Below are 25,006 nucleotides of genomic sequence, written 5' to 3' on the forward strand. Positions count from 1 at the left end.
CATGAGCCAACGCCCCAACTTTCTGGTCATCGTTGCCGACGACCTGGGTTTCTCCGATATCGGCGCCTTCGGCGGCGAAATCGCCACGCCGAACCTCGACGCGCTGGCCACCGCCGGCCTGCGCCTGACCGACTTTCATACCGCGCCGACCTGCTCGCCCACCCGCTCGATGCTGCTCACCGGCACCGATCACCATATCGCCGGCATCGGCACCATGGCCGAGGCGCTGACCCCGGAGCTGATCGGCAAGCCGGGCTACGAAGGCTACCTCAACGACCGCGTGGTGGCCTTGCCGGAGCTGCTGCGCGATGCCGGATACCAGACCCTGATGAGCGGCAAATGGCACCTGGGCCTGAGCGCCGAGCTGGCGCCCCAGGCCCGCGGCTTCGAGCGCTCCTTCGCCCTGCTGCCGGGCGCGGCCAACCACTACGGCTTTGAACCGACCTACGACGAACACACCCCGGGCCTGCTCAAATCAACGCCGGCGTTGTACATCGAAGACCAGACCTTCATCGACGAACTGCCCAAGGATTTCTATTCTTCCGACGCCTTCGGCGACAAGCTGCTGCAGTACCTGAAGGAGCGCGACCAGAGCCGGCCGTTCTTCGCCTACCTGCCGTTCTCGGCGCCGCACTGGCCGTTGCAGGCGCCGGCCGAAGTGGTGGCGCGCTACCAGGGCCGCTACGACGCCGGCCCCGAAGTGCTGCGCCAGGAGCGCCTGGAAAAACTGCGCACGCTCGGCCTGATCGCCGCCGACACCCAGGCCCACCCGGTCGACAACCACTGGCACAGCCTCAGCGACGAGCAACGCCAGCGCTCGGCGCGGGCCATGGAGGTGTACGCGGCGATGGTCGAGCGCATGGACTGGAACATCGGCCGGGTGCTCGACTACCTGCGCAAGCAGGGCCTGCTCGACAACACCCTGGTGTTGTTCATGTCCGACAACGGCGCCGAAGGTGCGCTGCTCGAAGCCTTCCCCAAGTTCGGCCCGCAACTGGCCAGCTACCTCGACCAGCACTACGACAACAGCCTGGACAACATCGGCCGGGCCAACTCCTATGTTTGGTACGGCCCGCACTGGGCCCAGGCGGCCACCGCACCGTCGCGGCTGTACAAGGCCTTTACCAGCGAAGGCGGGATTCGCGTACCGGCGCTGGTGCATTACCCGGCATTGGCACGCCAGGGTCAGATCAGCCAGCAGTTCAGCACGGTGATGGACATCACCCCGACCCTGCTCGATCTTGCCGGCGTGCGCCACCCCGGCAAGCGCTGGCGCGGCCGTGAGGTGGCGCCGCTGCGCGGTAAATCCTGGCTGGGTTACCTGTCGGGCGAGACCGAGCAAGTGCACGACGAAAACACCGTCACCGGCTGGGAGCTGTTCGGCCGCCGGGCCATTCGCCAGGGCCATTGGAAAGCGCTGTACATTCCCGGCCCGGTCGGCCCGGCCACCTGGCAGTTGTACGACCTGGCCAGCGACCCGGGCGAAATCAACGACCTGGCCGCAGTACAACCGGCGAAGCTGCAGGCGCTGCTGGGCGAATGGCAGAAGTATGTCGAGGAGACCGGAGTGTTCCTCAGTCAGTCGCCGTTCCAGCCGGACTAGCCAGGGCCTGCAGGCGTGCCGGGTCGAGGATCTCGATCTCGCCATAGCCCAGGCGCAAGGCGCCTTCCTGCTGCAGCGACTTGAGGATCTGGTTGGTGGTCTGGCGCGACAGCGAGAGCATCAGCGCCAGTTGCTCCTGGGACAGTTGCAGCACGCGCCGGCTGCCAAGCAACTCGCCATAGCCGGCGGCGATCTGCAACAGCCTGTGGGCCAGCCTCGGTGCGGCGGCCAGCAGGCTCTGCTGCTCCAGCGCAACAAACACCACGCGCAGTTTATGGCTCATCAACAAGGCCACGTCGCGCCAGTGCCGGGGCTGTTGATCGAGCAACTTCAACAGCGGCGCCTGGGGGATCCACAGCAACTGGGTCAGTCCTTCGGCCTGGGCGTCGTGGGTGCGCGGCTGGCCGTCGAACAGGCTGATCTCGCCGAACCAGTGCGGCGCTTCGATCAGGGTCAGCAGCGCCTCCTTGCCATCGGTGGCCACCGCGCCCACGCGCATCGCCCCGTCGAGCACCGCATACAGCCCGCACGGCGCATCGCCGCGCTGGAACAGGTATTGCCCGGCCGCCAGCTGACGCGGCCGGGCCAGTGCCAGCAGGCTATCCTGAAAGCTGGGAGGCAATGCCTGGAACCAGTGACCTTGCAGCAGGGTTTCGCGCATAGCGCCTCGAAGCTGAACTCTGTCGGCTAGCCGACAGACAGGTGGATATCTGTAGGACATGCTCACGTCACCTACAGGAGGAACAACAATGAAAAACCTGGTCGAACACCTGAGTCAATACGCCGCCTACCACCGCGACCCACGCAACATCGCCACCCACTTCATCGGCATACCGCTGATCGTGCTGGCGGTAACGGTTTTGCTGTCACGCCCGGGCACCGAACTAGCTGGCGTCTGGCTGTCGCCAGCACTGCTGGTGGCGCTGGTTACCGGCTGGTTCTACCTGCGCCTGGACCAACGCCTGGGCCTGCTGATGGCGTTGTTGCTGGGCTTGTGCCTGTGGGCCGGGCAGGCGCTGGCGGTGCAAAGCACCCTGGTCTGGCTGAGTGCCGGGCTGGCGTTGTTCGTGATCGGCTGGGTGATCCAGTTTGTCGGCCACCACTATGAAGGCCGCAAACCGGCGTTTGTCGATGATCTGATGGGCTTGATCATCGGGCCGTTGTTCGTGGTGGTGGAGCTGGGGTTCTTGCTGGGGCTGCGCCCGGAGCTGAAGAAGGCCATCGAGGAAAATGTCGGGCCGGTGGCGGTTCGGCAGAAGAAGGCAGCGGTCTAAGCGGGGCTGCTTTGCAGCCCTGCGCTTACACCAAACCTGTGGGAGCGGGCTTGCCCCGCGATGAGGCCCTGAGGGTCAGCCCCTGGACTCAACTCCCAACTCATCCCACACCGACTCGGCCAGGTGGAAGGTGGCATTGGCCGCCGGAATGCCGCAGTAGATCGCGCTCTGCATCAGCACTTCCTTGATCTCTTCCCGGGTCACGCCATTGTTGGCCGCCGCGCGCAGGTGCAACTTCAGCTCCTCGTTGCGGTTCATGCCAATCAGCATGGCAATGGTGATCAGGCTGCGGGTATGCCGGGGCAGGCCCGGGCGGGTCCAGATGTCACCCCAGGCGTGGCGGGTGATCATTTCCTGGAACTCGCTGTTGAACTCGCTCAGGTTGCTCAGGCTACGGTCGACATGGGCATCGCCGAGCACCGCGCGGCGCACTTGCATGCCGGCGTCATAACGTTGTTTCTCGTCCATGGTCAGCCCTCTCGGCCCAGCAGAAAATCAATTACCCGGCGGCTGAACGGCGCACCGACTTCGACGTTGGAAAGGTGCGCAGCGTGGAATTCGGCGTACTGCGCGCCCGCCACGTTCTCCTGGATGAAACGCCCACCGGCCGGCGGCGTCACCGCGTCGTGGCTGCCGGAGATCACCAGCAGCGGCACCGTGATCTGGCCCAGTTGCTCACGAAAATCAGCATCGCGCACCGCCCCGCAGTTGGCCGCATAGCCTTCAGGCGAGGTGGCGGCGAGCATATCGGTAATCCGCTTGGCCTGGTCGGGATTGCCCTCGGCATAGGTTTTGGTGAACCAGCGCTCGATCGAGGCATCACGCAAGCCGACCATCGCGTCTTGGCGATCACGCAATACCAGCTCGATGCGTGGGTTCCAGGTGTCCGGCGCGCCGATCTTGGCCGCGGTGTTGCACACGATCAGGCGCAGGAGCCGGTGACCGGCGTTGATCCCCAGCCACTGGCCGATCAGCCCGCCCATCGATAGACCGCAGAAATGCGCCTGTTCGATGTGCAAAGCATCGAGCAACGCCACTACATCCTGCCCCAGCTGTTCGATGCTGTACGGCCCCGGGGTTACCAGCGAACCGCCATGGCCGCGGGTGTCATAACGCAGCACGCGAAAATGCGCAGTCAAAGCCGGGACCTGGGTGTCCCACATGTGCAGGTCAGTACCCAGAGAATTGGACAGCACCAGCACCGGCAGGTGTTCCGGGCCTTCGAGTTGATAGTTGAGTACGCCATCGGCGAGTTGTACCTGTGCCACTGCAGCCTCCTTCAGGCATTGACGCGGTGATGTTCAGCCAGCGCCCGCTCGACCCAGGCACGGGCCTGGCCGAGGTAGTGGGCTGGGTCGAGCAGACGATCGAGCTCGTCTGGCGAAAGTTCGGCACTGACCTGTGGCTCGTCACCCAGCACGGCGCGCAGATGGCGCTGCTCGGCCACGGCCCGCTTGCAGCAGGTTTCCAGCAAATGATGGGCATGGTCACGGCCCAGGCGCTGGGCCAGGACGATACTCACCGCTTCCGCCAGCACCAGGCCCTGGGTCAGGTCGAGGTTGCGGCGCATGCGCTCGGCGTCCACTTCCAGGCCATCGGCGATGATCTGTGCCTGGCGCAGCGCCCCGGAGACCAAGCAGCAGATCTCCGGCAGGGTTTCCCATTCGGCATGCCACAGGCCGAGGCTGCGTTCGTGCTCCTGGGGCATGGCGGCATACAGCGTGGCCAGCAGGCCCGGGACCCGGGTGGCGGCGCCGATCAGCACCGCAGCGCCGACCGGGTTGCGCTTGTGCGGCATGGTCGAGGAACCGCCCTTGCCCGGCGCCGAAGGCTCGAACACCTCAGCCGCTTCAGTCTGCATCAGCAGGCTGACGTCACGGCCGAGCTTGCCAAGGCTGCCGGCAATCATGCCCAGCACCGCCGCGAACTCCACCAGACGGTCGCGCTGGGTGTGCCAGGGTTGTTCAGGCAGCGTCAGCTGCAAATCTGCGGCCAAGGCTTCGGCCACCGGCAAGGCCTTGTCGCCCAACGCCGCCAGGGTCCCGGAGGCGCCGCCAAACTGCAGGGTCAGCAGGCGCGGCTTGAGTTCCTGCAGGCGCTGGCGATGGCGATTCAAGGCGCCCAGCCAGCTGGCAATCTTCATGCCCAAGGTGACCGGCGTAGCATGTTGCAGCCAGGTGCGCCCGGCCAGGGGCGTCTCGGCGTGAATCTCGGCCTGGCGCGCCAGGGCGTTGGTCAGTTGCGCCAGGTCGGCCTCGATCAAGGCCAGCGCCGCCCGCAGTTGCAACACCAGGCCGGTGTCCATGGCATCCTGGCTGGTGGCGCCCAGGTGCACATAACGCTCGGCCTCCGGTACGCCACTGGCAATCACCTTGCCCAGCGCCTTGACCAGCGGGATCGCCGAGTTGCCGGCCACGGCAATCGCCTCGGCCAGCGCGGCAAAGTCATAGCGTTCGGCATGGCAGGCGGTTTCGATCGCCGCCACCGCCACCTGGGGGATTACCCCAGTGGCCGCTTCGGCACGGGCCAGGGCCGCTTCGAAATCAAGCATGCCCTGCACCCGGCCACGGTCAGAGAAAATCTCGCGCATTCCCTGCGCGGTGAAATAGGCATCGAACAGCTGATTGCCCGGACGCGGGTTCATTGGCAGGTCCTTGAACAGGTCAATGGTCGTGGTGCAGGTACGCAGCCTGCTTCGGCAAGCGCAGGCTGAACAGGAAGGCAATCGCCATCATCGCCGTAACGTACCAGTAAAAGGTGTTTTCCATGCCCATGGATTTCAGCCCCAAGGCGACGTACTCGGCCGAGCCGCCAAACAGCGCGTTGGCCACCGCATACGCCAGGCCGACGCCCAGGGCGCGTACCTGCGGCGGGAACATTTCGGCTTTGACCAGACCGCTGATCGAGGTGTAGAAGCTGACGATGCACAGCGCCAGGGTAATCAGCACGAAGGCCAGGAACGGGCTGGTGACGGTTTTCAGCGCCAGCAGGATCGGCACGGTGAACAGCGTGCCCAACGCGCCGAACAGCAGCATCGAATTACGCCGGCCGATACGGTCCGAGAGCATGCCGAACAACGGCTGCATGCACATGTACAAAAACAATGCGCCGGTCATGATGAAGCTTGCGGTCTTGGCGCTCATGCCGGCGGTGTTGACCAGGTACTTCTGCATGTAAGTGGTGAAGGTGTAGAAGATCAGCGAGCCGCCGGCGGTGTAGCCGAGCACGGTGATGAACGCCGCCTTGTGGTTGCGAAACAGCCCGGCGATGCTGCCGGCGTCCTTGTCGTTGCGGGTTTCGGCGCTGCTGGTTTCTTCCAGCGAGCGGCGCAGAAACAACGAGATCAGCGCAGCAATCGCACCGACCACAAACGGGATGCGCCAGCCCCAGGCGCGCAGTTCGTCTTCACTGAGCAACTGCTGAAGGATCACCACCACCAGCACCGCCAGCAACTGCCCGCCGATCAGGGTCACGTACTGGAACGAGGCAAAAAAACCGCGCTGGCCGCGCAGCGCCACTTCACTCATGTAGGTGGCGGTAGTGCCATATTCACCGCCCACCGACAGGCCCTGGAACAGCCGCGCCAGCAACAGCAGCGCCGGCGCCCAGGCGCCGATCGAGGCATAGGTGGGCAGGCAGGCGATGACCAGCGATCCGGCGCACATCATCAGCACCGAAATCATCATCGAATTCTTGCGGCCATGACGGTCGGCGACGCGGCCGAACAGCCAGCCACCAATCGGTCGCATCAGAAAGCCGGCGGCGAACACCCCGGCGGTATTGAGCAACTGTACCGTCGGATCGTCGGAGGGGAAAAAGGCCGGGGCGAAATAGATGGCGCAGAAGGCATAGACGTAAAAGTCGAACCATTCGACCAGGTTGCCCGAGGACGCACCGACAATGGCAAAGATGCGTTTACTACGCTCCTCACCGGTGTAATAGGCTGAAGTCATGGCTGCTTACTCTTGGTGGGTTCTGAGAGTCTAGACACACTCAGTAACACTCACGTTCCACAGAACAATCACGCCGGCCGCGCCGCCTTGCGTGGAGGCGGCGCGGCCGGGTCATTGGTTTACACCCGCTCGATGGCCAGGGCCAGGCCCTGGCCGACGCCGACACACATGGTCGCCAGGCCTTTGCGTCCGCCGGATTTCTCCAGGTGGTGCAAAGCGGTAAGGACCAGGCGCGCGCCGCTCATACCCAGCGGATGGCCAAGGGCAATGGCGCCGCCGTTGGGATTGACCTGCGGCGCATCGTCGGCCAGGCCGAGTTCGCGCAGCACGGCCAGGCCCTGGCTGGCAAAGGCTTCGTTGAGTTCGATGACATCAAAATCAGCCACCGCCACGCCCAGGCGCTCGGTCAGTTTGCGCACCGCCGGCACCGGGCCGATGCCCATTACCCGCGGCGCCACACCGGCACTGGCCATGCCAAGCACCCGCGCCCGCGGGGTCAGGCCATGCTTTTTCACTGCGTCTGCCGAGGCCAGGATCAGCGCCGCAGCACCGTCGTTGACCCCCGAGGCATTGCCGGCGGTGACGGTCTTGTCCGCGCCGTTGACTGGCTTGAGGCGGGCCAGGGCTTCGAGGGTGGTGTCGGCGCGCGGGTGCTCGTCGTGCTCAACGACCGTCTCGCCCTTTTTATGGGCGATGCGCACCGGCACGATCTCTTCGGCAAAGAAGCCCGCAGCCTGGGCGGCAGCCGTGCGTTGCTGGCTGCGCAGGGCAAAGGCGTCCTGGTCGGCACGCGAGACCTGGTAATCGTCGGCAACGTTGTCGGCGGTCTGCGGCATGGCATCGACGCCGTACTGGGCCTTCATCAGCGGGTTGATGAAGCGCCAGCCGATGGTGGTGTCTTCCAGCTTCATGTTGCGCGAGTAGGCGTTGTCGGCCTTGCCCATGACGAACGGCGCCCGGGACATCGACTCGACGCCGCCGGCAATCGCCAGCTCCATCTCGCCGCTGGCGATGGCGCGAAAGGCCGTGCCCACCGCGTCCATGCCCGAGGCGCAGAGGCGGTTGAGGGTCACCCCCGGCACGCTGTCTGGCAGGCCGGCCAGCAGCAGCGCCATGCGCGCGACGTTACGGTTGTCTTCACCGGCCTGGTTGGCGCAACCGAGGAACACCTCGTCGAGCTGATCCCACTGTACCTGCGGGTTACGCTCGATCAACGCCTTGAGCGGCACTGCCGCCAGGTCGTCGGCGCGCACGCTGGCCAGGGCGCCGCCAAAGCGGCCAATGGGGGTGCGAATGGCATCGCAGATAAATACCTCACGCATCAGGCTTCTCCTGGCGCTTGGCCGTGGGCGGCGGCGGTGCGCGCTTCAAGGTCGCGCAGGGCGTTGAGCTCGACATCGCTCGGTGCGACGGTGGTTTGCACGTTGTCGGCAAAACGGATGGCCCAGCCGGTGGCAGCGATGATCTGCTCGCGGGTCACACCCGGGTGGATCGAGGTCACCACGAACTCATGAGTACCGGCTTCCGGCTCCATAATGCACAGGTCGGTAATAATGCCTACCGGCCCCTCGCCTGGCAGGCCCAGGCGCTTGCGTGAATCACCGCCTTCGCCGTGGCCGACCGAGGTAATGAAGTCGAGCTTGTCGACAAAGGCGCGGTTCGACTGCTTGAGGATGATCAGCACCTGCTTGGCGGAACCGGCGATCTCTGGCGCGCCACCGGCACCTGGCAGGCGAACTTTGGGCTGGTGATAGTCACCGACCACGGTGGTGTTGATGTTGCCGAAGCGGTCGACCTGGGCCGCGCCGAGAAAGCCCACATCGATACGCCCGCCCTGCAGCCAGTAGCGAAAGATCTCGCCGGTCGGCACCACGGTGTCGGCGGTTTCCGCCAGCTCGCCGTCACCGATCGACAGCGGCAGCACGCTTGGCTTGGCGCCGATCGGGCCGGACTCGTAAATCAGCACGACATCGGGCGACGAGGTCAGGCGCGCCAGGTTGGCGGCCTTGGACGGCAGGCCGATGCCGACGAAGCAGACGGCGCCATTGCGCAGGCGACGGGCCGCGGCAACGGTCATCATTTCATTGGTGGAGTAGCTCATTGTGCAGCCTCCGCGCTGGCCAGTTTTGCCTTGAATTCAGTGAAGTCGGCGGTGCCGCGAATGTACTGGTCGATCCACGCCGTAAAGCTTTCGCGGCTGCGGGCAATCGGGTCCCAGGCCTGGTAGAAGCGGTTGTCCCGCTCGTAGTAACCATGGGCGTAGGACGGATGCGCGCCGCCCGGCACCAGGCACACCGCAGACAGCGCCCAGGTCGGCAACACGCAGGCGTTCATCGGCGCCTGGAGGTCGTCGACAATTTCCTCGACGGTGACGATGCAGCGCTTGGCCGCCAGGGCTGCTTCCTTCTGCACACCGAGAATGCCCCAGAGCAGCACGTTGCCCTTGCGGTCGGCCTTTTGCGCGTGAATCACGGTGACGTCCGGGCGTACCGAAGGCACGGCGGCGAGGACTTCACCGGTGAACGGGCAAGTGACGCTCTTGATCAGTGGGTTGACCTTCGGCAGGTCGGAACCTGCGTAAGCACGCAGCACCGCGAAGGGTAGGCCCGAGGCGCCGGCGACGTAGGCGTTGGCCAGGTCAGCGTGGCTGTGTTCTTCGATCTCGATAGCGTGCGGCCAGTGTTTTTCAACCGCGTCGCGCAGGCGATGGAGGGATCCGACACCCGGGTTGCCGCCCCAGGAGAAAATCAGCTTGCGGGCGCAACCGGCGCCGATCAGCTGGTCGTAGATCAGGTCAGGCGTCATGCGTACCAGGGTCAGATCTTTCTTGCCCTGACGAATGATTTCATGCCCGGCGGCAGTCGGAATCAAGTGCGTGAAGCCTTCGAGGGCGACGCTGTCTCCGTCGTTGACGAACTGCTTCACGGCGTCGTGGAGCGAGAGGATTTCAGCCATTGCAGACTCCTGGATATGCTGAGTCGGGGTCGGTTTCAAGGCGCCTCGGGCGGCGCCGGTCATGGGTTCAGATTAAGATGGGCTGGGGGGCTGTTCAATCCGATAATCGACTAACCGTTCGATTATCGAACTGATTGTTATCTTGCTAACAACTCGTGCGAGGGCTGTCAGGTCGCATCTGCGTGACTGACCATGCCCTTGATAATCACCGCCGTGGTGGCCAGTGCCGCCGGGATCACCAGCGCGGTCAGCACCTGTTCGAAATTCCAGCCCAGGCCCAACAGGGTTGCGCCCATCCACGCCCCGAGAATCGCCCCGAAACGGCCGATACCGAGCATCCACGACACCCCGGTGGCGCGCCCCTGGGTCGGGTAGAAGCGGGCCGCCAGCGACGGCATCGCCGACTGCGCACCGTTGACGCACATACCGGCAATCAGCACCAGGGTCGCGAGAAGGGTGATGTTGCCCAGGCTCTGCCCTACCGCGTAGGCAAACACCCCAGCCAGCAAGTAGAAGGTACCGATAACCTTGTGCGGGTTGTAACGGTCCATGGCCCAGCCCACCGCCACGGCGCTGAGCACCCCGCCAAACTGGAACAGCGCACCGATGAAGGCGGCCTGCTCCATGCTCGCGCCACTGTCGCGCATCAGGGTTGGCAGCCAGCTGGTCAGCAGGTAGACGATCACCAGGCCCATGAAATAGGTCAGCCACAAGAGCAGAGTGCCGACGCTGTAAGTCCCGGAGAAGATCACCGCAAACACGTTGCGGGCTTTGACTGTCTTTTGCTCCGGCACGCTGAAGCTCGATGCCTGGCCGACGATGGCCGGCTCGATCGGCGCCAGGGTCTTGCGTACCTTGTCGGTGCCGCGGTTGCGCACTACCAGGTAACGCGCCGACTCCGGTAGCCAGAACACCAGCACCACCGCCAGCACCAGTGGCAGAACCCCGCCGATCAGCAGCAGGCTGTGCCAGCCGAACGCCGGGATCAGCTTGGCAGAAATGAAGCCACCCCCGGCCATGCCCAGGTTGAAGCCGCAGAACATGCTGGTCACCAGCAGCGACTTGTGCCGCTCCGGGGTGTATTCGGACAGCAGCGTCGTGGCATTGGGCATGCCCGCGCCCAGGCCCAGCCCGGTGAGAAAACGCAGCACCAGCAACTGGTCGACGTTGGTGCTGTAGGCCGACGCCAGGCTGAAAGCACCGAACAGCAGCACCGCCCCTACCAGCACCACCTTGCGCCCGAAACGGTCAGCCAGCGGCCCGGACCCCAGCGCACCGAAGACCATACCGATCAACGCGGCGCTCATCACCGGGCCGAGGCTGGCCCGGTCAATGCCCCAGTCCTGGGACAGGGCCGGGGCGATAAAGCCCATCGCAGCGGTGTCGAGGCCGTCGAGAAAGACGATCAGAAAGCACAGGATCACCACCCGCCATTGGTAGCGCGACAGCGGTTGGCTATTGATAAAGGACTGCACATCAAGGCAGTTTCCGACAGCAGCTTGAGGACTATTCATTATTTTTATCCAGAAGAAGCGCGCGCGTGTGCGGGTGCGCGCGTGAACGGCACGGACGAACAGGGACGGGATCGAAAAACTGGATCAGCTGCCGCGCAGTCCCGCGTAGGACAGGTGCAAACCGTGCAGGGACAGGAAGTCGGTCATGGGGCGTTTGCCTCTCGCTCATTATTATGGGCGGTCAGGGCAGGCTGACCGCTGCGAGGGACATTAATAAGCAGGCGGGCGCGGCGCAATTCGATAAACGCATCTCTGTGCGTTTATCGAACAGGAACGTTCAGGCGAACAATTGCGCGCTGAGGTCACGACTGGCGGCAAGCATGATCGGCAGGAAGCGCTGTTCAAGCTCGGTGCGGCTGACCCGTCCGGCATGGGTACTGACGTTGAGCGCCGCCAACACCTGGCCGGAGGCGTCGTAAACCGGTACGGCAATCGAGCGCAAGCCCTGCTCCAGCTCCTGGTCGACCACGCACCAGCCCTGCTGGCGAACCAGCTGCAGGCACTCGAGCAAGGCCACCGGGTCATGGAGGGTGCGGCTGGTCTTGGCCTGCAGGTCGGCGTGCTCGAGGTATTCGTGCAGGGTTGCGTCGTCCAGCGCCGCCAACAGGATACGGCCCATGGAGGTGCAATAAGCCGGCAGGCGCCCGCCAACCGACAGGTCGACCGAAATCAGGCGCTGCACCGTGGCCGAGCGGGCGATGTAGAGAATGTCGTCGCCCTCCAGGGTGGCCATGTTGCAAGCCTCGTGCAACTGGTCGCTCATGCGGTCCAGATAAGGCTGCGCTGATACCGCCAGCGGCGTCGACGACAAGTAGGCGTGACCCAGGGTCAGCACCTTGGGCAGCAGCGAATAGGTGCGCCCGTCGGTGGTGGCGTAGCCGAGCTTGATCAGCGTATGCAGGCAGCGGCGTACCGCGGCGCGGGGGATTTCCGTGCGGTGGCTGATCTGGGCGATGGTCAGGTGGCGCTTGCGCTCCTGGAACGCCTGAACTACCGCCAGGCCCCGGGCCAGCGAGGTCATGAAATCGGGGTCACCGGTAAAGGCCTGGATACGCTTGGCCGGCGAGGCAACGATAGGCGGCGCCAGGGACGCAAACGAGCTACGCACGTTGTCGTTCAATCCTGGCCCTTTGGGCGTGGTTTCTTCTGTCATGGCTAGCCTCGGCAACACGGTCACTGGGGCGATTATCGAACCATCGACCGATAATCGCAATTGACCGCTACCCTCAATTGCTTATACCTTTCTCCCGCCACCATGTGGCTTCTTGGAGAGACTGGTCAGGTACCCACCGTAGAAGTCCCAGGCACGGCCTTGCCCACGAAGCGAGGCCGTTTTTCCTTCCTCCGTAAAAGACGGGGTCGGTGGCCAGAGAACTTTTTCTCGGCGCCCGGTTCAAATTTCATACTCGGCGGACTGAGCGCATTCATAACTTGGTAACAAAACCGCCGCTCTATTGTTCTTATCAACAATAGAGAGTACTAGTGTCAGACAATCTGCTTGCTATAATAAAACTTCGTATCCACGCCCTTGGGCGAGGATAGTGCGGATCCAATCCGCTGCTGCCCCCAGGCAGACACAACCGGATCGCTGCAAGTGCCATTAACGTGAACACCTCGATGTTCACTTTCGCTTGCACCACCACAACCTACTGTTGCTGCGACAGTTATGTCGCTCTGGCCGCGTAGCCGTGTGCATGTTGTGCCCCGCGCACTCAATTGCCCGCGTAAACGCCAGGGTTTATATCCATACAGGTAATACTGTGACCAAAGATGAACTGCGCGCCGAACTAGAGCGCCAGGAACAACGTTACAAGGACGTCTATGGCGGTGAAGTGACCACTTATGCCGCGCAACCCGACCCGGAACGCAAGCCATGGCGCAAACGCGCAAGCGTGCTAGACCAGGCCTTCGCCCAGGAACTGGAAAAAATCGAGAAAGAACTCAAGGACCAGGCGCCCTGAGCCACGCCTGATGGCGATCGCAACACGCCGCTCCATGGCGTGCGGGGATGCTTTTAGCTGAACACGATGCAGCTGATTTTTGCGCCGTCATACGCATGCGGTAACGGAATTTCACAAATTTCATACGGCCGTTTGATTTTTTTCTGACACGCATGAAATCATGCAAATGTTTAATTTTTCTCGATTTTTTTCGATTTTAGCCGACGATCACCGAAGCATCGCCGACTCAGCGGCTTGGGCAATGGGGTAGAAAAGTCGTCGAGCGGTCCGTCGCAGGGGCATCGATTACCGGGGATTTCTGGCATAATCGCGCCCCCTTATGACCGGGTCAGAATTCCTTCATGATCGATTTATTCAGCGGACTTGATGCCTGGGTACTGGTGAGCTTGCTGCTCGCTCTGACCTTCGTACTCGCCTTCGAGTTCATCAATGGCTTTCATGACACCGCTAACGCGGTAGCTACAGTCATCTATACCAAAGCCATGCCGCCGCACCTGGCCGTGTTCTTCTCCGGCGTGTTCAACTTCCTCGGGGTTCTGCTCGGCGGTGTCGGCGTGGCGTATGCCATCGTTCACCTGCTGCCGGTCGAACTGCTGATCAACGTGAACACCGGCCACGGCCTGGCGATGGTCTTCTCTCTATTGGCTGCCGCCATCACCTGGAACCTGGGTACCTGGTACTTCGGGATCCCGGCGTCCAGTTCGCACACGTTGATCGGCTCGATCCTCGGCGTGGGCCTGGCCAACGCCCTGATCAGCGACATTCCGCTGGGTGACGGGGTCAACTGGCAGAAGGCAATCGATATCGGCATGTCGCTGGTGCTGTCGCCAATGGCCGGTTTCGCTGTCGCCGCACTGGTGCTGCTGGGCCTGAAATGGTGGCGACCACTGTCGAAGATGCACAAGACGCCGGAACAGCGCCGCAAGCTCGACGACAAGAAGCACCCGCCATTCTGGAACCGCCTGGTGCTGGTAATTTCGGCGATGGGTGTGAGCTTCGTGCACGGCTCCAACGACGGTCAGAAAGGTATCGGCCTGATCATGCTGGTTTTGATCGGTATCGTTCCGTCGGCGTTCGTTCTCGACCTCAACAGCACCACCTACCAGATCGAGCGGACCCGCGACGCCACGCTGCACCTGAACCAGTTCTACCAGCGCAACGAAGCGACCCTGGGCGAATTCCTGGCCCTGGGCAAAGCCAAAGAAGGCGACCTGCCAGAACAGTTCAGTTGCAACCCGCAGCAGACCGAGCCGACCATCAATGCCTTGCTCGATTCGCTCAAAGGTGTGGCCGACTACCGTTCGCTGACGCCGGAAAAACGCATTGAAGTACGTCGTTACCTGCTCTGCCTGGACGACACCGCCAAGAAGGTCGGCAAGCTGCCAGGCCTGCAGGCACGCGAGAAGGCGGACCTGGACAAACTGCGCAAGGACCTCACCGCCACCACCGAGTACGCACCGTTCTGGGTGATTCTCGCGGTCGCCCTGGCCCTGGGCCTGGGTACCATGGTCGGCTGGAAACGCGTAGTGCTGACCATCGGCGAGAAGATCGGCAAGCAGGGCATGACCTATGCCCAGGGTATGTCGGCGCAGATCACCGCAGCCTGCGCCATCGGCATGGCCAACATCTTCAGCCTGCCGGTCTCGACCACCCACGTACTGTCCTCGGGTGTGGCCGGTACCATGGTGGCGAACAAGAGCGGCCTGCAAGGTGGCACCGTGCGCACCATCCTGCTGGCCTGGGTACTGACCCTTCCGGCTACCGTGGGCTTGTCGGCAGCTTTGTTCTGGCTGGCGACCAAAGCCATCGGCTAACCCCCCCGCAGTAAAAAGGCGCCCCGAGGGGCGCCTTTTTTATGCCTGATGCAATCAGCGGCGCTTGCTGCCACCGAGCAACGAACCCATCAGGCCTCGTACCAACTGGCGCCCGAACTGGTTGGCCGCCTGGCGTACCGCCGACTTGATCGCCTGCCCTGCTGCGCTTTGCAGGAACTCGCCGGCCTTGTCGGCCAAGCTCTCTTCAGCCGCAGCCGGCGCCTGCTCAGGCTCAGCAGCGCCGCCTTTACGGGCATTGAGCATTTCATAGGCCGACTCACGGTCGATCGGTTTGTCATAACGCCCGACCAAGGGTGAAGCGGCAATCAGCGCTGCCCGTTCGGCGGCGCTCAGCGGCCCGATGCGCGACTGCGGCGGGGCAATCAGTACACGCTGGACCATACCCGGCGTGCCCTTTTCCTGCAGGGTACCGACCAGCGCCTCACCGATGCCCAGCTCGGTTAGCACGCTCAAGGTGTCGAATTGCGGGTTGGGGCGGAAACCATCGGCCACGGCCTTGAGGGATTTCTGCTCCTTGGCGGTGAATGCCCGCAGGCCGTGCTGGACGCGCAGGCCCAACTGCGCGAGGACATCATCCGGCAGATCGCCCGGCGACTGGGTGACAAAGTACACACCTACGCCCTTGGAACGGATCAGCCGCACCACCTGCTCCAGCCGGTCCTGCAGGGCCTTGGGGGTGCCATTGAACAGCAAGTGGGCCTCATCAAAGAACAGCGCCAGCAACGGTTTGTCGGCATCGCCACGGTCGGGCAATTGCTCGAACAGTTCGGCCAACAGCCACAGCAGGAAGGTCGCATAGACTTTCGGCGCCTCATGCACCAGGCGGCTGGCGTCGAGCAGGTGAATGCGCCCGCGACCATCGGCATCCGGCTGCAGGATATCTTCCAGTTGCAAGGCCGGCTCGCCGAACAACGCTTCGGCGCCCTGCTGCTCGAGGGTGGCCAGGCGCCGCAACAGGGCCTGGCTGGAGCCGGTGGTCATCAGCGCACTGTCTTCACCGAGCAGTTGCGGGTTGTCCTTCAGGTGCGCCAGCAGCGCCTTGAGGTCCTTGATGTCGAGTAGCAACAGGCCTTCGCGGTCGGCGACCTTGAACGCGGCATACAACGCCGCCTGCTGGCTGTCGGTCAGCTCCAGCAAATTGCCCAACAACAACGGGCCCATTTCGCTGAGGGTGGTGCGCAGCGGATGACCAGACTGGCCGTGAATATCCCACAAGCTGACCGGATAAGCCTGAGGCCGATGGTTAAGCCAGGGCATGCCGACAATGCGCTCGGCCACCTTACCCTGGGGGTTGCCCGCCGCGCCCAGGCCGCACAGATCGCCTTTGACGTCGGCAGCAAACACCGCCACGCCAGCGTCGCTGAAGGCTTCGGCCATGTGTTGCAGGGTTACGGTCTTGCCGGTACCGGTCGCCCCGGCCACCAGGCCGTGACGGTTGGCCAGGCGCATGGCCTGGGCCACCGGCTGCCCGGCGAGGTCGGCGCCGAGCACGAATTGCGAAGAGTCAGGCATGTTTTTTCACCCTCTGTTTAAAGCTTTGGCTTGAAACGGCCGATATTAAATAGCGATAGACCACCAGGAAGACAGGAATAGCCCGACAAGGAATTGGGACCTGCACTGCTTTCACGCTGTTCTTTGTGCGAACGACCCGGATAACAAGACCTTAGCGGACCGACACGTTATGAACAAAAGCCTCCGATTCAGCCACAAGATCCTATTGGCCGCCTCGCTGATCGTCATGATCGCCTTTACCCTGTTTACCTTGTACAACGATTTCTTGCAGCGTAATGCCATTCGCGAGGATCTGGAAAACTATCTTGAAGAAATGGGCGAAACCACTTCGACCAATATCAAGAACCTGTTTGACGGTCGTATTCTGCTGGTACAAAACGTTGCACAAAACATTGCCGCGTTTCCCGAGGCTGACAAAGTCGGCACGCTGCTCGGCCAACAAGCGCTGGTCTCAAGTTTCCTGACCATTTACCTGGGTGACGTCAACGGCGGTTTCACCATCCGCCCTCAGACCAAGATGCCCGACGGCTACGACCCGCGCGTACGCCCCTGGTATAAAGACGGCATGGCCGCCAACGGGCCGATCCTGACCGAACCTTATATTGATGTCAGCACCGGCAAGATGGTCATTTCGGTGGTGGCGACCGCTGCGCGCAACGTTGGCGTGGTCGGTGGCGACCTGGCCCTGGACGGCCTGACCGAGATCATCAACTCGCTGAACTTCGGCGGCATGGGCTACGCCTTCCTGATCAACGATCAAGGCAAGATCCTCGTGCACCCGGATAAAAACCTGGTGATGAAGTCGCTGTCGGACCTGTTCCCACAGAACACCCCGCGCATCAGCAAGGAACCGAGCGAGGTCGAACTTGACGGCAAGACCCGGATCCTCAGCTTCGCCCCGGTCAAGGGCCTGCCTTCGGCCAACTGGTACATCGGCCTGTCGGTAGACAAGGACGAGGCCTACTCGATGCTGAGCAAGTTCCGCACCTCGGCGGTGATTGCCACCCTGGTCGCCGTGGTCATCATCATTGCCCTGCTCGGCCTGCTGATCCGCGTACTAATGCAACCGCTGCACACCATGACCCGGGCCATGGAGGACATCGCCGAAGGTGAGGGCGACCTGACCAAGCGTCTGGCGATCCATAACCACGACGAATTCGGCATCCTCGGCACCGCCTTCAACCGCTTCGTCGAGCGCATCCACGGCTCGATCCGCGAAGTGTCTTCGGCCACCGAGCAGGTCAACGAAGTGGCCCTGCGGGTAGTCAGTGCCTCCAACTCGTCGATGGTCAACTCCGACGAGCAGTCCAACCGCACCAACAGCGTTGCCGCGGCGATCAACCAGTTGGGCGCCGCCGCCCAGGAAATCGCCCACAACGCTGCGCAAGCCTCGCAACAGGCAAGCTCGGCGCGTCACCTGGCTGAAGAAGGCCAGCAGGTGGTCGATCGCAGCATCCAGGCGATGAACCGTCTGTCGGACCTGATCTGCACTTCCAGCGCACACATCGAGACGCTCAACAGCAAGACGGTGAACATCGGCCAGATCCTCGAAGTGATCACCAGCATCTCGCAGCAGACCAACCTGCTGGCGCTCAACGCCGCCATCGAGGCGGCACGCGCAGGGGAAGCCGGTCGCGGCTTCGCCGTGGTCGCCGATGAAGTACGCAACCTGGCGCACCGCACCCAGGAGTCGGCGCAGCAAGTGCAGAACATGATCGAAGAGCTGCAGGTCGGCGCCCGTGAATCGGTCGACACCATGGGCCAAAGCCAGCGCCACAGCCAGGACAGCGTCGAGATCGCCAACCAGGCCGGTGAGCGTCTGGGCAGCGTAACCCTGCGCATCGGCGAGATCGACGGCATGAACCAGTCGGTGGCCACCGCCACCGAGGAACAGACAGCCGTGGTCGATTCGATCAATATGGATATCAACGAAATCAACATGCTCAACCAGGAAGGGGTCGAGAACCTGCAGTCGACCCTGCGCGCCTGCGCCGACCTGGAGCAACAAGCCAGCCGCCTGAAACAACTGGTGGGCAGCTTCCGTATTTGAGCTTGAGCGGCAAGCTACAAGCTGTAAGCTGCAAGAAGAAACAGAGCCTAGTGCGCTCTGCTTTTTCTTGCAGCTTGTAGCTTGCCGCTAGCCGCTACCGAACCCAATCGAACAAACTATCCTTCATAGAGGTCAACCTTAGGGCGCGTCTCCAGCGGCGAAAAGCCGCCTGGTGACACACTCTGGAGACGATCTCGGAGGGATGCTGATCGTGCACATCGCTGACATCACCATGTTCTACGCGCCCGCCAGCGGCGGCGTGCGTACCTATCTTGATGCCAAACACCGCCGCCTGGGCCTTACCCCCGGTGTTCGTCACAGCCTGTTGATTCCCGGCGCCAGCGCCAGCCACGATAACGGCATCTACAAGGTGCCGGCCCCGGCCCTGCCATTCGGCAACGGCTATCGCTTCCCCCTGCGCCTGGCACCTTGGCGCAATGTCCTGCACGACCTTCAGCCGGACCTGATCGAGGTCGGTGACCCCTACCTGACCGCCTGGGCGGCGCTGGATGCCCGGCGCCAGCTGGATGTGCCGGTGATCGGCTTCTATCACTCCGACCTGCCGTTGCTGGTGAGCAACCGCATGGGCAACTGGTTCACGCCCAACGTCGAAGCCTATGTCAGCAAACTCTATGGCAATTTCGACCGGGTGCTGGCACCGAGTCAGGTAATGGCCGACAAGTTGCGCGGCCTGGGTATCGACAATGTCCATGTGCAGCGCCTGGGCGTCGACCTGGCAACCTTCCACCCGCAGCACCGTGACCTGTCGCTGCGCCGGCAACTGGGTCTCGCCGATACCACGCGCCTGCTGGTGTTCGCCGGACGCGGCTCGCGGGAGAAGAACCTGCCGGTGCTGCTCGACTGCATGAAACGTCTGGGCAAGCACTATCACCTGCTGCTGGTGGGCTCGCACATGCCGGCCACCGTGCCGGCCAACGTCAGCGTCATCGATCACTTCTGCCCGGCCGCTGAAGTCGCCCGCCTGCTGGCCAGCGCCGATGCCCTGCTGCACGCAGGCGACCAAGAGACCTTCGGCCTGGTGATTCTCGAAGCCATGGCCAGCGCCATCCCGGTCATTGCCGTGGCCGCCGGGGCCTTCAGCGAAATCGTCAACGACCAGTGCGGGCGCCTGTGTACGCCCAACGATGGCCAGGCCATGGCCCGCACGGTGCGCGAGGTGTTCGAGGCCGGTGCCCGGCAAATGGGCCAGCAGGCCCGCGCCCATGTCGAGCAGCACTACGCCTGGGACAGCGTAGTCAATGGCCTGCTCGAGCATTACCGGGCGGTGCTCGGCCACCCGATGCCGGTACGCGCTCATGCCTGAGCCTGCCGATCGCCCGAGCCTGCTGCTGGTGCTGCATGATGTCGCGCCGGAAACCTGGCCGGACTACCAACCCTTCGTCGAAGCCATCGACGCTCTGGGCAAGATTCCCATGACCTGGCTGGTGGTGCCGGACTTTCACAAGCGCAATGCCCTGGAGCAGGCCCCCGGATTTCGCCTGATGCTCGACCGGCGCTTGCAGCGTGGCGACGAAATGGCCCTGCATGGCTACTTTCATGCCGATGACAGCCCGCCGCCGCGCTCGCCGCGGGACTACTTCATGCGCCGCATCTATACCTGGGAAGGCGAGTTCTACAGCCTCGACCAGCCCCAGGCGCGGCAACGCCTTGAAGCCGGTATCGACCTGTTTCGCCGCTATGACTGGCCCCTGGCGGGTTTTGTCGCCCCGGCCTGGCTGATGAGCGACGGCACCCGCCAGGCCTTGCGCCAACTCCCGCTGCGTTACACCAGCGACCCGCAGCACATCTTTCAACTGCCCGACTTCAGCCCGATCGCGGCCCCCGGCCTGGTCTGGAGCGCCCGCAGCCGTTGGCGCCGCGGGCTGTCGAAAGTGTTGTGCGACGTACGTGAGGCGCGCCTGCGCCAAGCGCCGGTGATCCGCCTGGGCCTGCACCCGGTGGACATGCGCCATGGCTTTTCGCGCCGCTACTGGCTGCAAACGGTCCAGCGCTTGCTGCGCCAGGGCCGCGAGCCGATGACCAAATCCGCCTGGCTGGCCAGCAGGCACCCTCGGTGAACCGCCTGCTCTGGCTGCTGATGGCGCTGATCGTGGCGCTGCTGGTGCCAGCCCTGCTCGGAGGCAGCGAGCTGTTGCCGCGCCTGCGTGGTTTTGCCCCGCACCTGCTGCTGGGCCTGTTCGCCATGATTGTAGTGTGCTGGATCATCAACGCCATGCGCCTGCGCTTGCTGCTCGGCAGCCAGGGCGCGGCGCTGGGGCGCTTGCGCAGCCTGGGGGTAATCATGGCCACCGAGTTTGCCATCTGTACAACGCCGGGCGGCAGCGGCGGGCCGCTGGCACTGATGGCCTTGCTGGCCCGCGATCGCATCGGGCCGGCGCGCAGCAGCGCGGTATTTGCTGCCGACCAGCTCAATGATCTGCTGTTCTTTTTCTGCGCCATGCTGGGGATCGCCGGCTACGCGCTGTTCCACAGTCTCAACCGCAGCCTGGAGGGCCTGCTGCTCAGCAGCGCGCTGTTGATGTTCACCGCCTTCGCCACCCTGCTCGGCTTGCTGCGATACCGTCGCGCGCTACTGCGCCTCAATGGCCGGTTGCTGCACAGGCTCAAGGTGTCCGCCCGCAGGCGCCGACGCTGGACGCACAAGCTGCTGCACTTCTTTCGCGCCCTGGGCGAAACCTGGCGGCTACCCAAACGCACCCTGGCGCTGGTGTTTGCCCTGACCTGCGTGCACTGGGGGCTGCGCTACAGCGTGCTGTACCTGGCGTTGCGCGGGCTTGGGGTCGATCTGCAGTGGATACCGAGCTTTCTGGTGCAGATGCTGTCGCTCAGCGCCGGGCAATTCAGCCTGCTGCCGGGCGGTGCAGGCGCGGCTGAAATGACCTCGGCCGCATTGCTTTCGCCTTTGGTGGGCACATCGACCGCGGCGGCGGCCATCCTGATCTGGCGGCTGGTGACCTACTATTTCTACCTGGTCGCCGGTGGCCCGGTGTTCCTCTGCCTGCTGGGCCGGCCGCTGCTGGAGCGCTGGCGGCTCAGTCAGGCGCGGGTTCGTCGCTAGCCGGCTTGAGCTGCTCCCAGAGCTCGGCGGCACCGGGAAAATCGGTGCCGTCTTCGCTGTCCAGCGCATCCGGGTCGTAGCGGCTCAGGCAGCCCTCGCCGAGGGTCGGCGGGGCCTTGGAGGTAGCCTTGTCGAGTGGATCGGCCATTGGCCAACCTCCGGCACTGAGGCTTAGTTGAACACCACGGTCTTGTTGCCGTGGACCAGCACGCGGTCTTCCAGGTGATAACGCAGGCCGCGGGCCAGGACCATTTTCTCGACGTCACGGCCGAAACGCACCATGTCTTCGATGCTGTCGCTATGGCTGACGCGAACCACGTCCTGCTCGATGATCGGGCCGGCATCGAGCTCTTCGGTGACGTAGTGGCAGGTCGCGCCGATCAGCTTGACGCCGCGCAGCGACGCCTGGTGGTACGGTTTGGCGCCGACGAACGAAGGCAGGAAGCTGTGGTGGATGTTGATCACCTGCTGGGCGTATTCCTGGCACAGTTGCGGCGGCAGGATCTGCATGTAGCGCGCCAGTACCACCACGTCGGCACCGTGCTCCTTGACCAGGCGCGAGACTTCGGCAAAGGCCGGCTGCTTGTTCTGCGGATCGACCGGCACATGGAAGAACGGGATGCCGTGCCACTCGACCATGCTGCGCAGGTCGTTGTGGTTGGAAATCACACAGGGAATGTCGCAGTCCAGTTCCTTGGCATGCCAGCGGTGCAGCAGGTCGGCCAGGCAGTGGGACTCGCGGCTGGCCATCAATACCACGCGCTTCTTCTGGTCGGTATCGGTGATGCGCCAGACCATCGAGAACTCTTCGGCGATCGGTGCGAAGGCTTCACGAAATTCCTCGATACCGAACGGCAGGGTTTCGGCGCGGATTTCGTGGCGCATGAAGAACCAGCCGCTCTGCTCGTCGGAGTGGTGGTTGGCTTCGTTGATCCAGCCGTTATAGGACGCCAGGAAATTACTGACTTTGGCGACGATGCCAACACGGTCGGGGCAGGCAATCACCAGCCGGTAGGTGCGCATGAAATGGACTCCAGAAACTTTCGCAAAGGCGCACATTCTAGCGAGTGCCCGGCAAAACTGCAGTACTCATTGCACGCGCCCTGTCGCCTGCCCGGGCGGCGCGGTAGAGGGCACTGCCGTGTAGCGCTGCGGGCTGGCGATCAAGTTAACTATTGGAAAAACCACTTAGTTTGTAAATTTTTCTTAACCTAATCCCTCGAGGTGTTTAAGCATTCATTGAGCTAATTGCCTGCTTAAATGTTTACTTGGGGGTACTGTCTGATTATTATTGCCGCACTGTCTGTCCAAAATCCTTCATTTCCAAGGAACGCCTCATGTCCCTGATCAACGAATATCGCGCTACCGAAGAAGCCATCAAAGAACTGCAAGCGCGTCTGCAGAACCTGTCGCAAGACGACAAGCTGCAAACCGAGCTGGAATTCGAAGGCAAACTGCGTGCACTGATGGGCGAATATTCGAAGTCCCTGCGTGACATCATTGCGCTGCTGGATCCAGAAGCCAAACTGAACAAAGCCCCGCGCGGCGCGGTTAAAACCACCGGCACCAAACGTGCGCGCAAGGTCAAGCAATACAAAAACCCGCACAACGGTGAAGTCATCGAAACCAAAGGCGGCAACCACAAAACCCTGAAAGAATGGAAAGCCAAATGGGGTGGTGACGTGGTTGAAGGCTGGGCAACCCTGCTGGGTTAATAAGCCCGCTGGTAACCTTGTGTTACTCGCTAAAAACGCCAGCCTTGCTGGCGTTTTTTATTTTCAACGTTTGCTTACATTCCCAATTGCAACTTAAGCGCCTGCACATGGTTACGCCACTGGCCGAGCAACAGCTGTTGCTGGGCGTCGGCGTCCAGCCAGCATTCCTGCAGGGCCCGCTCGAAATCCCCAAGGGTATTGGGCGCGCCCATCAACGGGTCGCTCAGGCGTTGCTGGCAGAAGGTTTGCCAACGCTGGCGTTCCTCGGCATTCAAGGTTTCGCTGAAATTGCGTGCGCGATAACGAAACAACAATTCTGGCAAACGTTCATCATCGAACATCCACTGCCCCTGCCCTAGTTGCTGCGGATCGACACTGCGCACTTGCTCGCACAAACGCCGATCACGATCGCCAAGAAAGCCATCATACAACTGCTGTTCCGGGTCTTCGCTGGGAGCAAACTCCTCGGCGCTATAAACCAGCGGCAATTTCTCCTGCCATTGCCCGGCGGCGGCAATCAGACTCGCCGCGCGCGCCTGATAAACAGCCATATCCAGTTGCAAACGCTGCTGATCTTCGCCACGCAATACACTCAACGGGGCGACCACCGGGCAGCGATTGATATGGATTAATTTCAACGGCACCGGCAATTGTCCGTCAGGCATTTCCTCACGACGAGTGTATAAACGCTGACGCAGTGAATCAGCATCCTCATCTATCAAGGGCTGAACATCCAGGTGCAGGTCACAGACAATCAAGGCATTGCGATTGCGCGGGTGCCAGGCCAGAGGTAATACCACCCCCAGATAATTGCGTGCCGCAGAGAAACGGCCAGAGATATGCACCATCGGTTGTAATAATCGAATCTGGTCGAGGACTTTCTGCTTGCTGCGCAGTTGAAACAACCAGTCATAAAGCTTGGGCTGTTTCTGTCGGATCAATCGCGCAAGTGCAATGGTGGCGCGCACGTCAGACAACGCTTCATGGGCCTGGCCATGGTCGATGCCATTGGCGGCAGTGAGCAACTCCAGGCGCAAACTGGTGCGCCCGTCCTGTTGTGGCCACTCGATACCGTCCGGGCGCAGGGCATAAGCAGTGCGTACGATGTCGATCAAGTCCCAGCGGCTGTTGCCGCCCTGCCACTCGCGGGCATAGGGATCAAAAAAGTTGCGATACAGGCTGTAGCGGGTGACTTCGTCGTCGAACCGCAAGCTGTTGTAGCCGGCGCCACAGGTGCCGGGGCGGGCCAGTTCGGCATGCACCCGGGTCATGAACTCGGCTTCGCTCAAGCCGTTGGCGGCCAGTTGCTGCGGAGTGATGCCGGTGACCAGGCAAGCCTTGGGATGCGGCAGGATATCGGCGCTGGGCTGGCAATAGAAGTTGACCGGCGCCTCGATCTCGTTGAGGTCAAGGTCGGTGCGCACCCCGGCGACCTGCAAGGGCCGGTCGTTGCGCGGGTTGATACCGGTGGTTTCGTAGTCGTGCCAGAAAATGCTGGAGCTCACGGGGTCGTCCTGAACAGAAGGTCGCCCAGAGTCTAGGGCCAGCAGCCCGT

General features: G+C 62.8%; 22 protein-coding genes and 2 pseudogenes. 10 read left to right on the forward strand and 14 right to left on the reverse strand.

Annotated elements, in window-relative coordinates; translation table 11 throughout:
• The first annotated feature begins 1 nt into the window (after position 1).
• Entirely contained in the window at positions 2-1,603 is a 1,602-nt protein-coding gene (locus LOY54_RS22000; RefSeq protein ID WP_258607914.1) for an arylsulfatase, read from the forward strand.
• Here LOY54_RS22000 and LOY54_RS22005 read toward each other — a convergent pair.
• Positions 1,575-2,264, reverse strand: a complete 690-nt coding sequence (locus LOY54_RS22005; protein WP_258607916.1) for a Crp/Fnr family transcriptional regulator — start codon at positions 2,262-2,264, stop codon at positions 1,575-1,577. The two genes, LOY54_RS22000 and LOY54_RS22005, sit on opposite strands and share 29 nt — an antisense overlap.
• Before the next feature lie 88 nt (positions 2,265-2,352).
• On the opposite strand from LOY54_RS22005, the gene LOY54_RS22010 reads away from it, so the two are divergent.
• A complete protein-coding gene (locus LOY54_RS22010) occupies positions 2,353-2,877 on the forward strand; it encodes a DUF962 domain-containing protein (RefSeq protein ID WP_258607918.1) in 525 nt (174 codons plus the stop codon).
• A gap of 75 nt (positions 2,878-2,952) precedes the next feature.
• On the opposite strand, the gene pcaC is transcribed toward LOY54_RS22010, so the two are convergent.
• From pcaC to pcaR, 9 genes are all read right to left on the reverse strand, one after another.
• Entirely contained in the window at positions 2,953-3,345 is a 393-nt protein-coding gene (gene pcaC / locus LOY54_RS22015; protein WP_045197482.1) for a 4-carboxymuconolactone decarboxylase, read from the reverse strand.
• 2 nt (positions 3,346-3,347) lie between these two features.
• Positions 3,348-4,145 (reverse strand): 3-oxoadipate enol-lactonase, encoded by a 798-nt coding sequence (gene pcaD, locus LOY54_RS22020; protein ID WP_258607920.1) that lies wholly within the window; start codon positions 4,143-4,145, stop codon positions 3,348-3,350.
• Positions 4,146-4,156: 11 nt separating this feature from the next.
• Positions 4,157-5,521, reverse strand: coding sequence for a 3-carboxy-cis,cis-muconate cycloisomerase (locus LOY54_RS22025; protein ID WP_045197477.1), 1,365 nt, complete (start codon positions 5,519-5,521; stop codon positions 4,157-4,159).
• 19 nt (positions 5,522-5,540) lie between these two features.
• Positions 5,541-6,830 carry an MFS family transporter gene (locus tag LOY54_RS22030; RefSeq protein ID WP_045197475.1) on the reverse strand — a complete coding sequence of 430 codons (1,290 nt, stop codon included), beginning with the start codon at positions 6,828-6,830 and terminating at the stop codon, positions 5,541-5,543.
• 119 nt (positions 6,831-6,949) lie between these two features.
• The gene (gene pcaF, locus LOY54_RS22035) at positions 6,950-8,155 is read right to left on the reverse strand and encodes a 3-oxoadipyl-CoA thiolase (protein ID WP_195885921.1); all 1,206 of its coding nucleotides are present in this window, start codon (positions 8,153-8,155) and stop codon (positions 6,950-6,952) included.
• Complete coding sequence (locus LOY54_RS22040; protein WP_045197471.1) at positions 8,152-8,931, reverse strand: CoA-transferase subunit beta; 780 nt, start codon at positions 8,929-8,931, stop codon at positions 8,152-8,154. The genes pcaF and LOY54_RS22040 overlap by 4 nt, the downstream gene beginning before the upstream one ends.
• Entirely contained in the window at positions 8,928-9,785 is an 858-nt protein-coding gene (locus LOY54_RS22045) for a CoA transferase subunit A (protein ID WP_258607922.1), read from the reverse strand. The genes LOY54_RS22040 and LOY54_RS22045 overlap by 4 nt, the downstream gene beginning before the upstream one ends.
• Before the next feature lie 167 nt (positions 9,786-9,952).
• Positions 9,953-11,299, reverse strand: a complete 1,347-nt coding sequence (locus LOY54_RS22050; RefSeq protein WP_093379926.1) for an MFS transporter — start codon at positions 11,297-11,299, stop codon at positions 9,953-9,955.
• A gap of 277 nt (positions 11,300-11,576) precedes the next feature.
• Entirely contained in the window at positions 11,577-12,452 is an 876-nt protein-coding gene (pcaR, locus tag LOY54_RS22055; protein WP_176794222.1) for a pca regulon transcriptional regulator PcaR, read from the reverse strand.
• Between the two features lie 607 nt (positions 12,453-13,059).
• Here pcaR and LOY54_RS22060 point away from each other — a divergent pair.
• Together LOY54_RS22060 and LOY54_RS22065 are read left to right on the forward strand one after the other, a co-directional pair.
• Positions 13,060-13,260: a hypothetical protein gene (locus LOY54_RS22060; protein ID WP_010220873.1), complete on the forward strand. Its 201-nt coding sequence runs from the start codon at positions 13,060-13,062 to the stop codon at positions 13,258-13,260.
• A gap of 341 nt (positions 13,261-13,601) precedes the next feature.
• A complete protein-coding gene (locus LOY54_RS22065) occupies positions 13,602-15,074 on the forward strand; it encodes an inorganic phosphate transporter (RefSeq protein ID WP_045197461.1) in 1,473 nt (490 codons plus the stop codon).
• 54 nt (positions 15,075-15,128) lie between these two features.
• Here the strand turns inward: LOY54_RS22065 and LOY54_RS22070 are convergent, their stop codons facing one another.
• Complete coding sequence (locus LOY54_RS22070; protein WP_258607924.1) at positions 15,129-16,607, reverse strand: DUF853 domain-containing protein; 1,479 nt, start codon at positions 16,605-16,607, stop codon at positions 15,129-15,131.
• 313 nt (positions 16,608-16,920) lie between these two features.
• Between LOY54_RS22070 and LOY54_RS27720 the strand changes: the two are divergent.
• The 5 genes and pseudogenes from LOY54_RS27720 to LOY54_RS22090 form a co-directional block, all read left to right on the forward strand.
• Positions 16,921-17,799, forward strand: a pseudogene (locus LOY54_RS27720) (cache domain-containing protein); the annotation flags it as partial.
• Positions 17,800-18,060: 261 nt separating this feature from the next.
• Positions 18,061-18,657, forward strand: a pseudogene (locus LOY54_RS27725) (methyl-accepting chemotaxis protein); the annotation flags it as partial.
• A 202-nt stretch (positions 18,658-18,859) separates the two neighbouring features.
• Positions 18,860-19,981, forward strand: a complete 1,122-nt coding sequence (locus LOY54_RS22080; protein ID WP_045197455.1) for a glycosyltransferase family 1 protein — start codon at positions 18,860-18,862, stop codon at positions 19,979-19,981.
• The gene (locus LOY54_RS22085; protein WP_195884941.1) at positions 19,974-20,735 is read left to right on the forward strand and encodes a DUF2334 domain-containing protein; all 762 of its coding nucleotides are present in this window, start codon (positions 19,974-19,976) and stop codon (positions 20,733-20,735) included. Before LOY54_RS22080 ends, LOY54_RS22085 begins: the two co-directional genes overlap by 8 nt.
• Positions 20,732-21,736 (forward strand): lysylphosphatidylglycerol synthase transmembrane domain-containing protein, encoded by a 1,005-nt coding sequence (locus LOY54_RS22090; protein WP_258607927.1) that lies wholly within the window; start codon positions 20,732-20,734, stop codon positions 21,734-21,736. The genes LOY54_RS22085 and LOY54_RS22090 overlap by 4 nt, the downstream gene beginning before the upstream one ends.
• Here LOY54_RS22090 and LOY54_RS22095 read toward each other — a convergent pair.
• Positions 21,711-21,884 (reverse strand): hypothetical protein, encoded by a 174-nt coding sequence (locus LOY54_RS22095; protein WP_176794221.1) that lies wholly within the window; start codon positions 21,882-21,884, stop codon positions 21,711-21,713. The genes LOY54_RS22090 and LOY54_RS22095 overlap by 26 nt on opposite strands.
• 23 nt (positions 21,885-21,907) lie before the next feature.
• A complete protein-coding gene (gene purU / locus LOY54_RS22100; RefSeq protein WP_045197450.1) occupies positions 21,908-22,759 on the reverse strand; it encodes a formyltetrahydrofolate deformylase in 852 nt (283 codons plus the stop codon).
• Between the two features lie 314 nt (positions 22,760-23,073).
• On the opposite strand from purU, the gene mvaT reads away from it, so the two are divergent.
• On the forward strand, positions 23,074-23,451 hold the full coding sequence (mvaT, locus tag LOY54_RS22105; RefSeq protein ID WP_045197447.1) for a histone-like nucleoid-structuring protein MvaT: 378 nt from the start codon (positions 23,074-23,076) through the stop codon (positions 23,449-23,451).
• A gap of 74 nt (positions 23,452-23,525) precedes the next feature.
• On the opposite strand, the gene sbcB is transcribed toward mvaT, so the two are convergent.
• Complete coding sequence (gene sbcB / locus LOY54_RS22110; RefSeq protein ID WP_258607929.1) at positions 23,526-24,956, reverse strand: exodeoxyribonuclease I; 1,431 nt, start codon at positions 24,954-24,956, stop codon at positions 23,526-23,528.
• Positions 24,957-25,006 lie beyond the last annotated feature (50 nt).

This window comes from Pseudomonas sp. B21-032 (assembly GCF_024748965.1).
Classification (GTDB): domain Bacteria; phylum Pseudomonadota; class Gammaproteobacteria; order Pseudomonadales; family Pseudomonadaceae; genus Aquipseudomonas.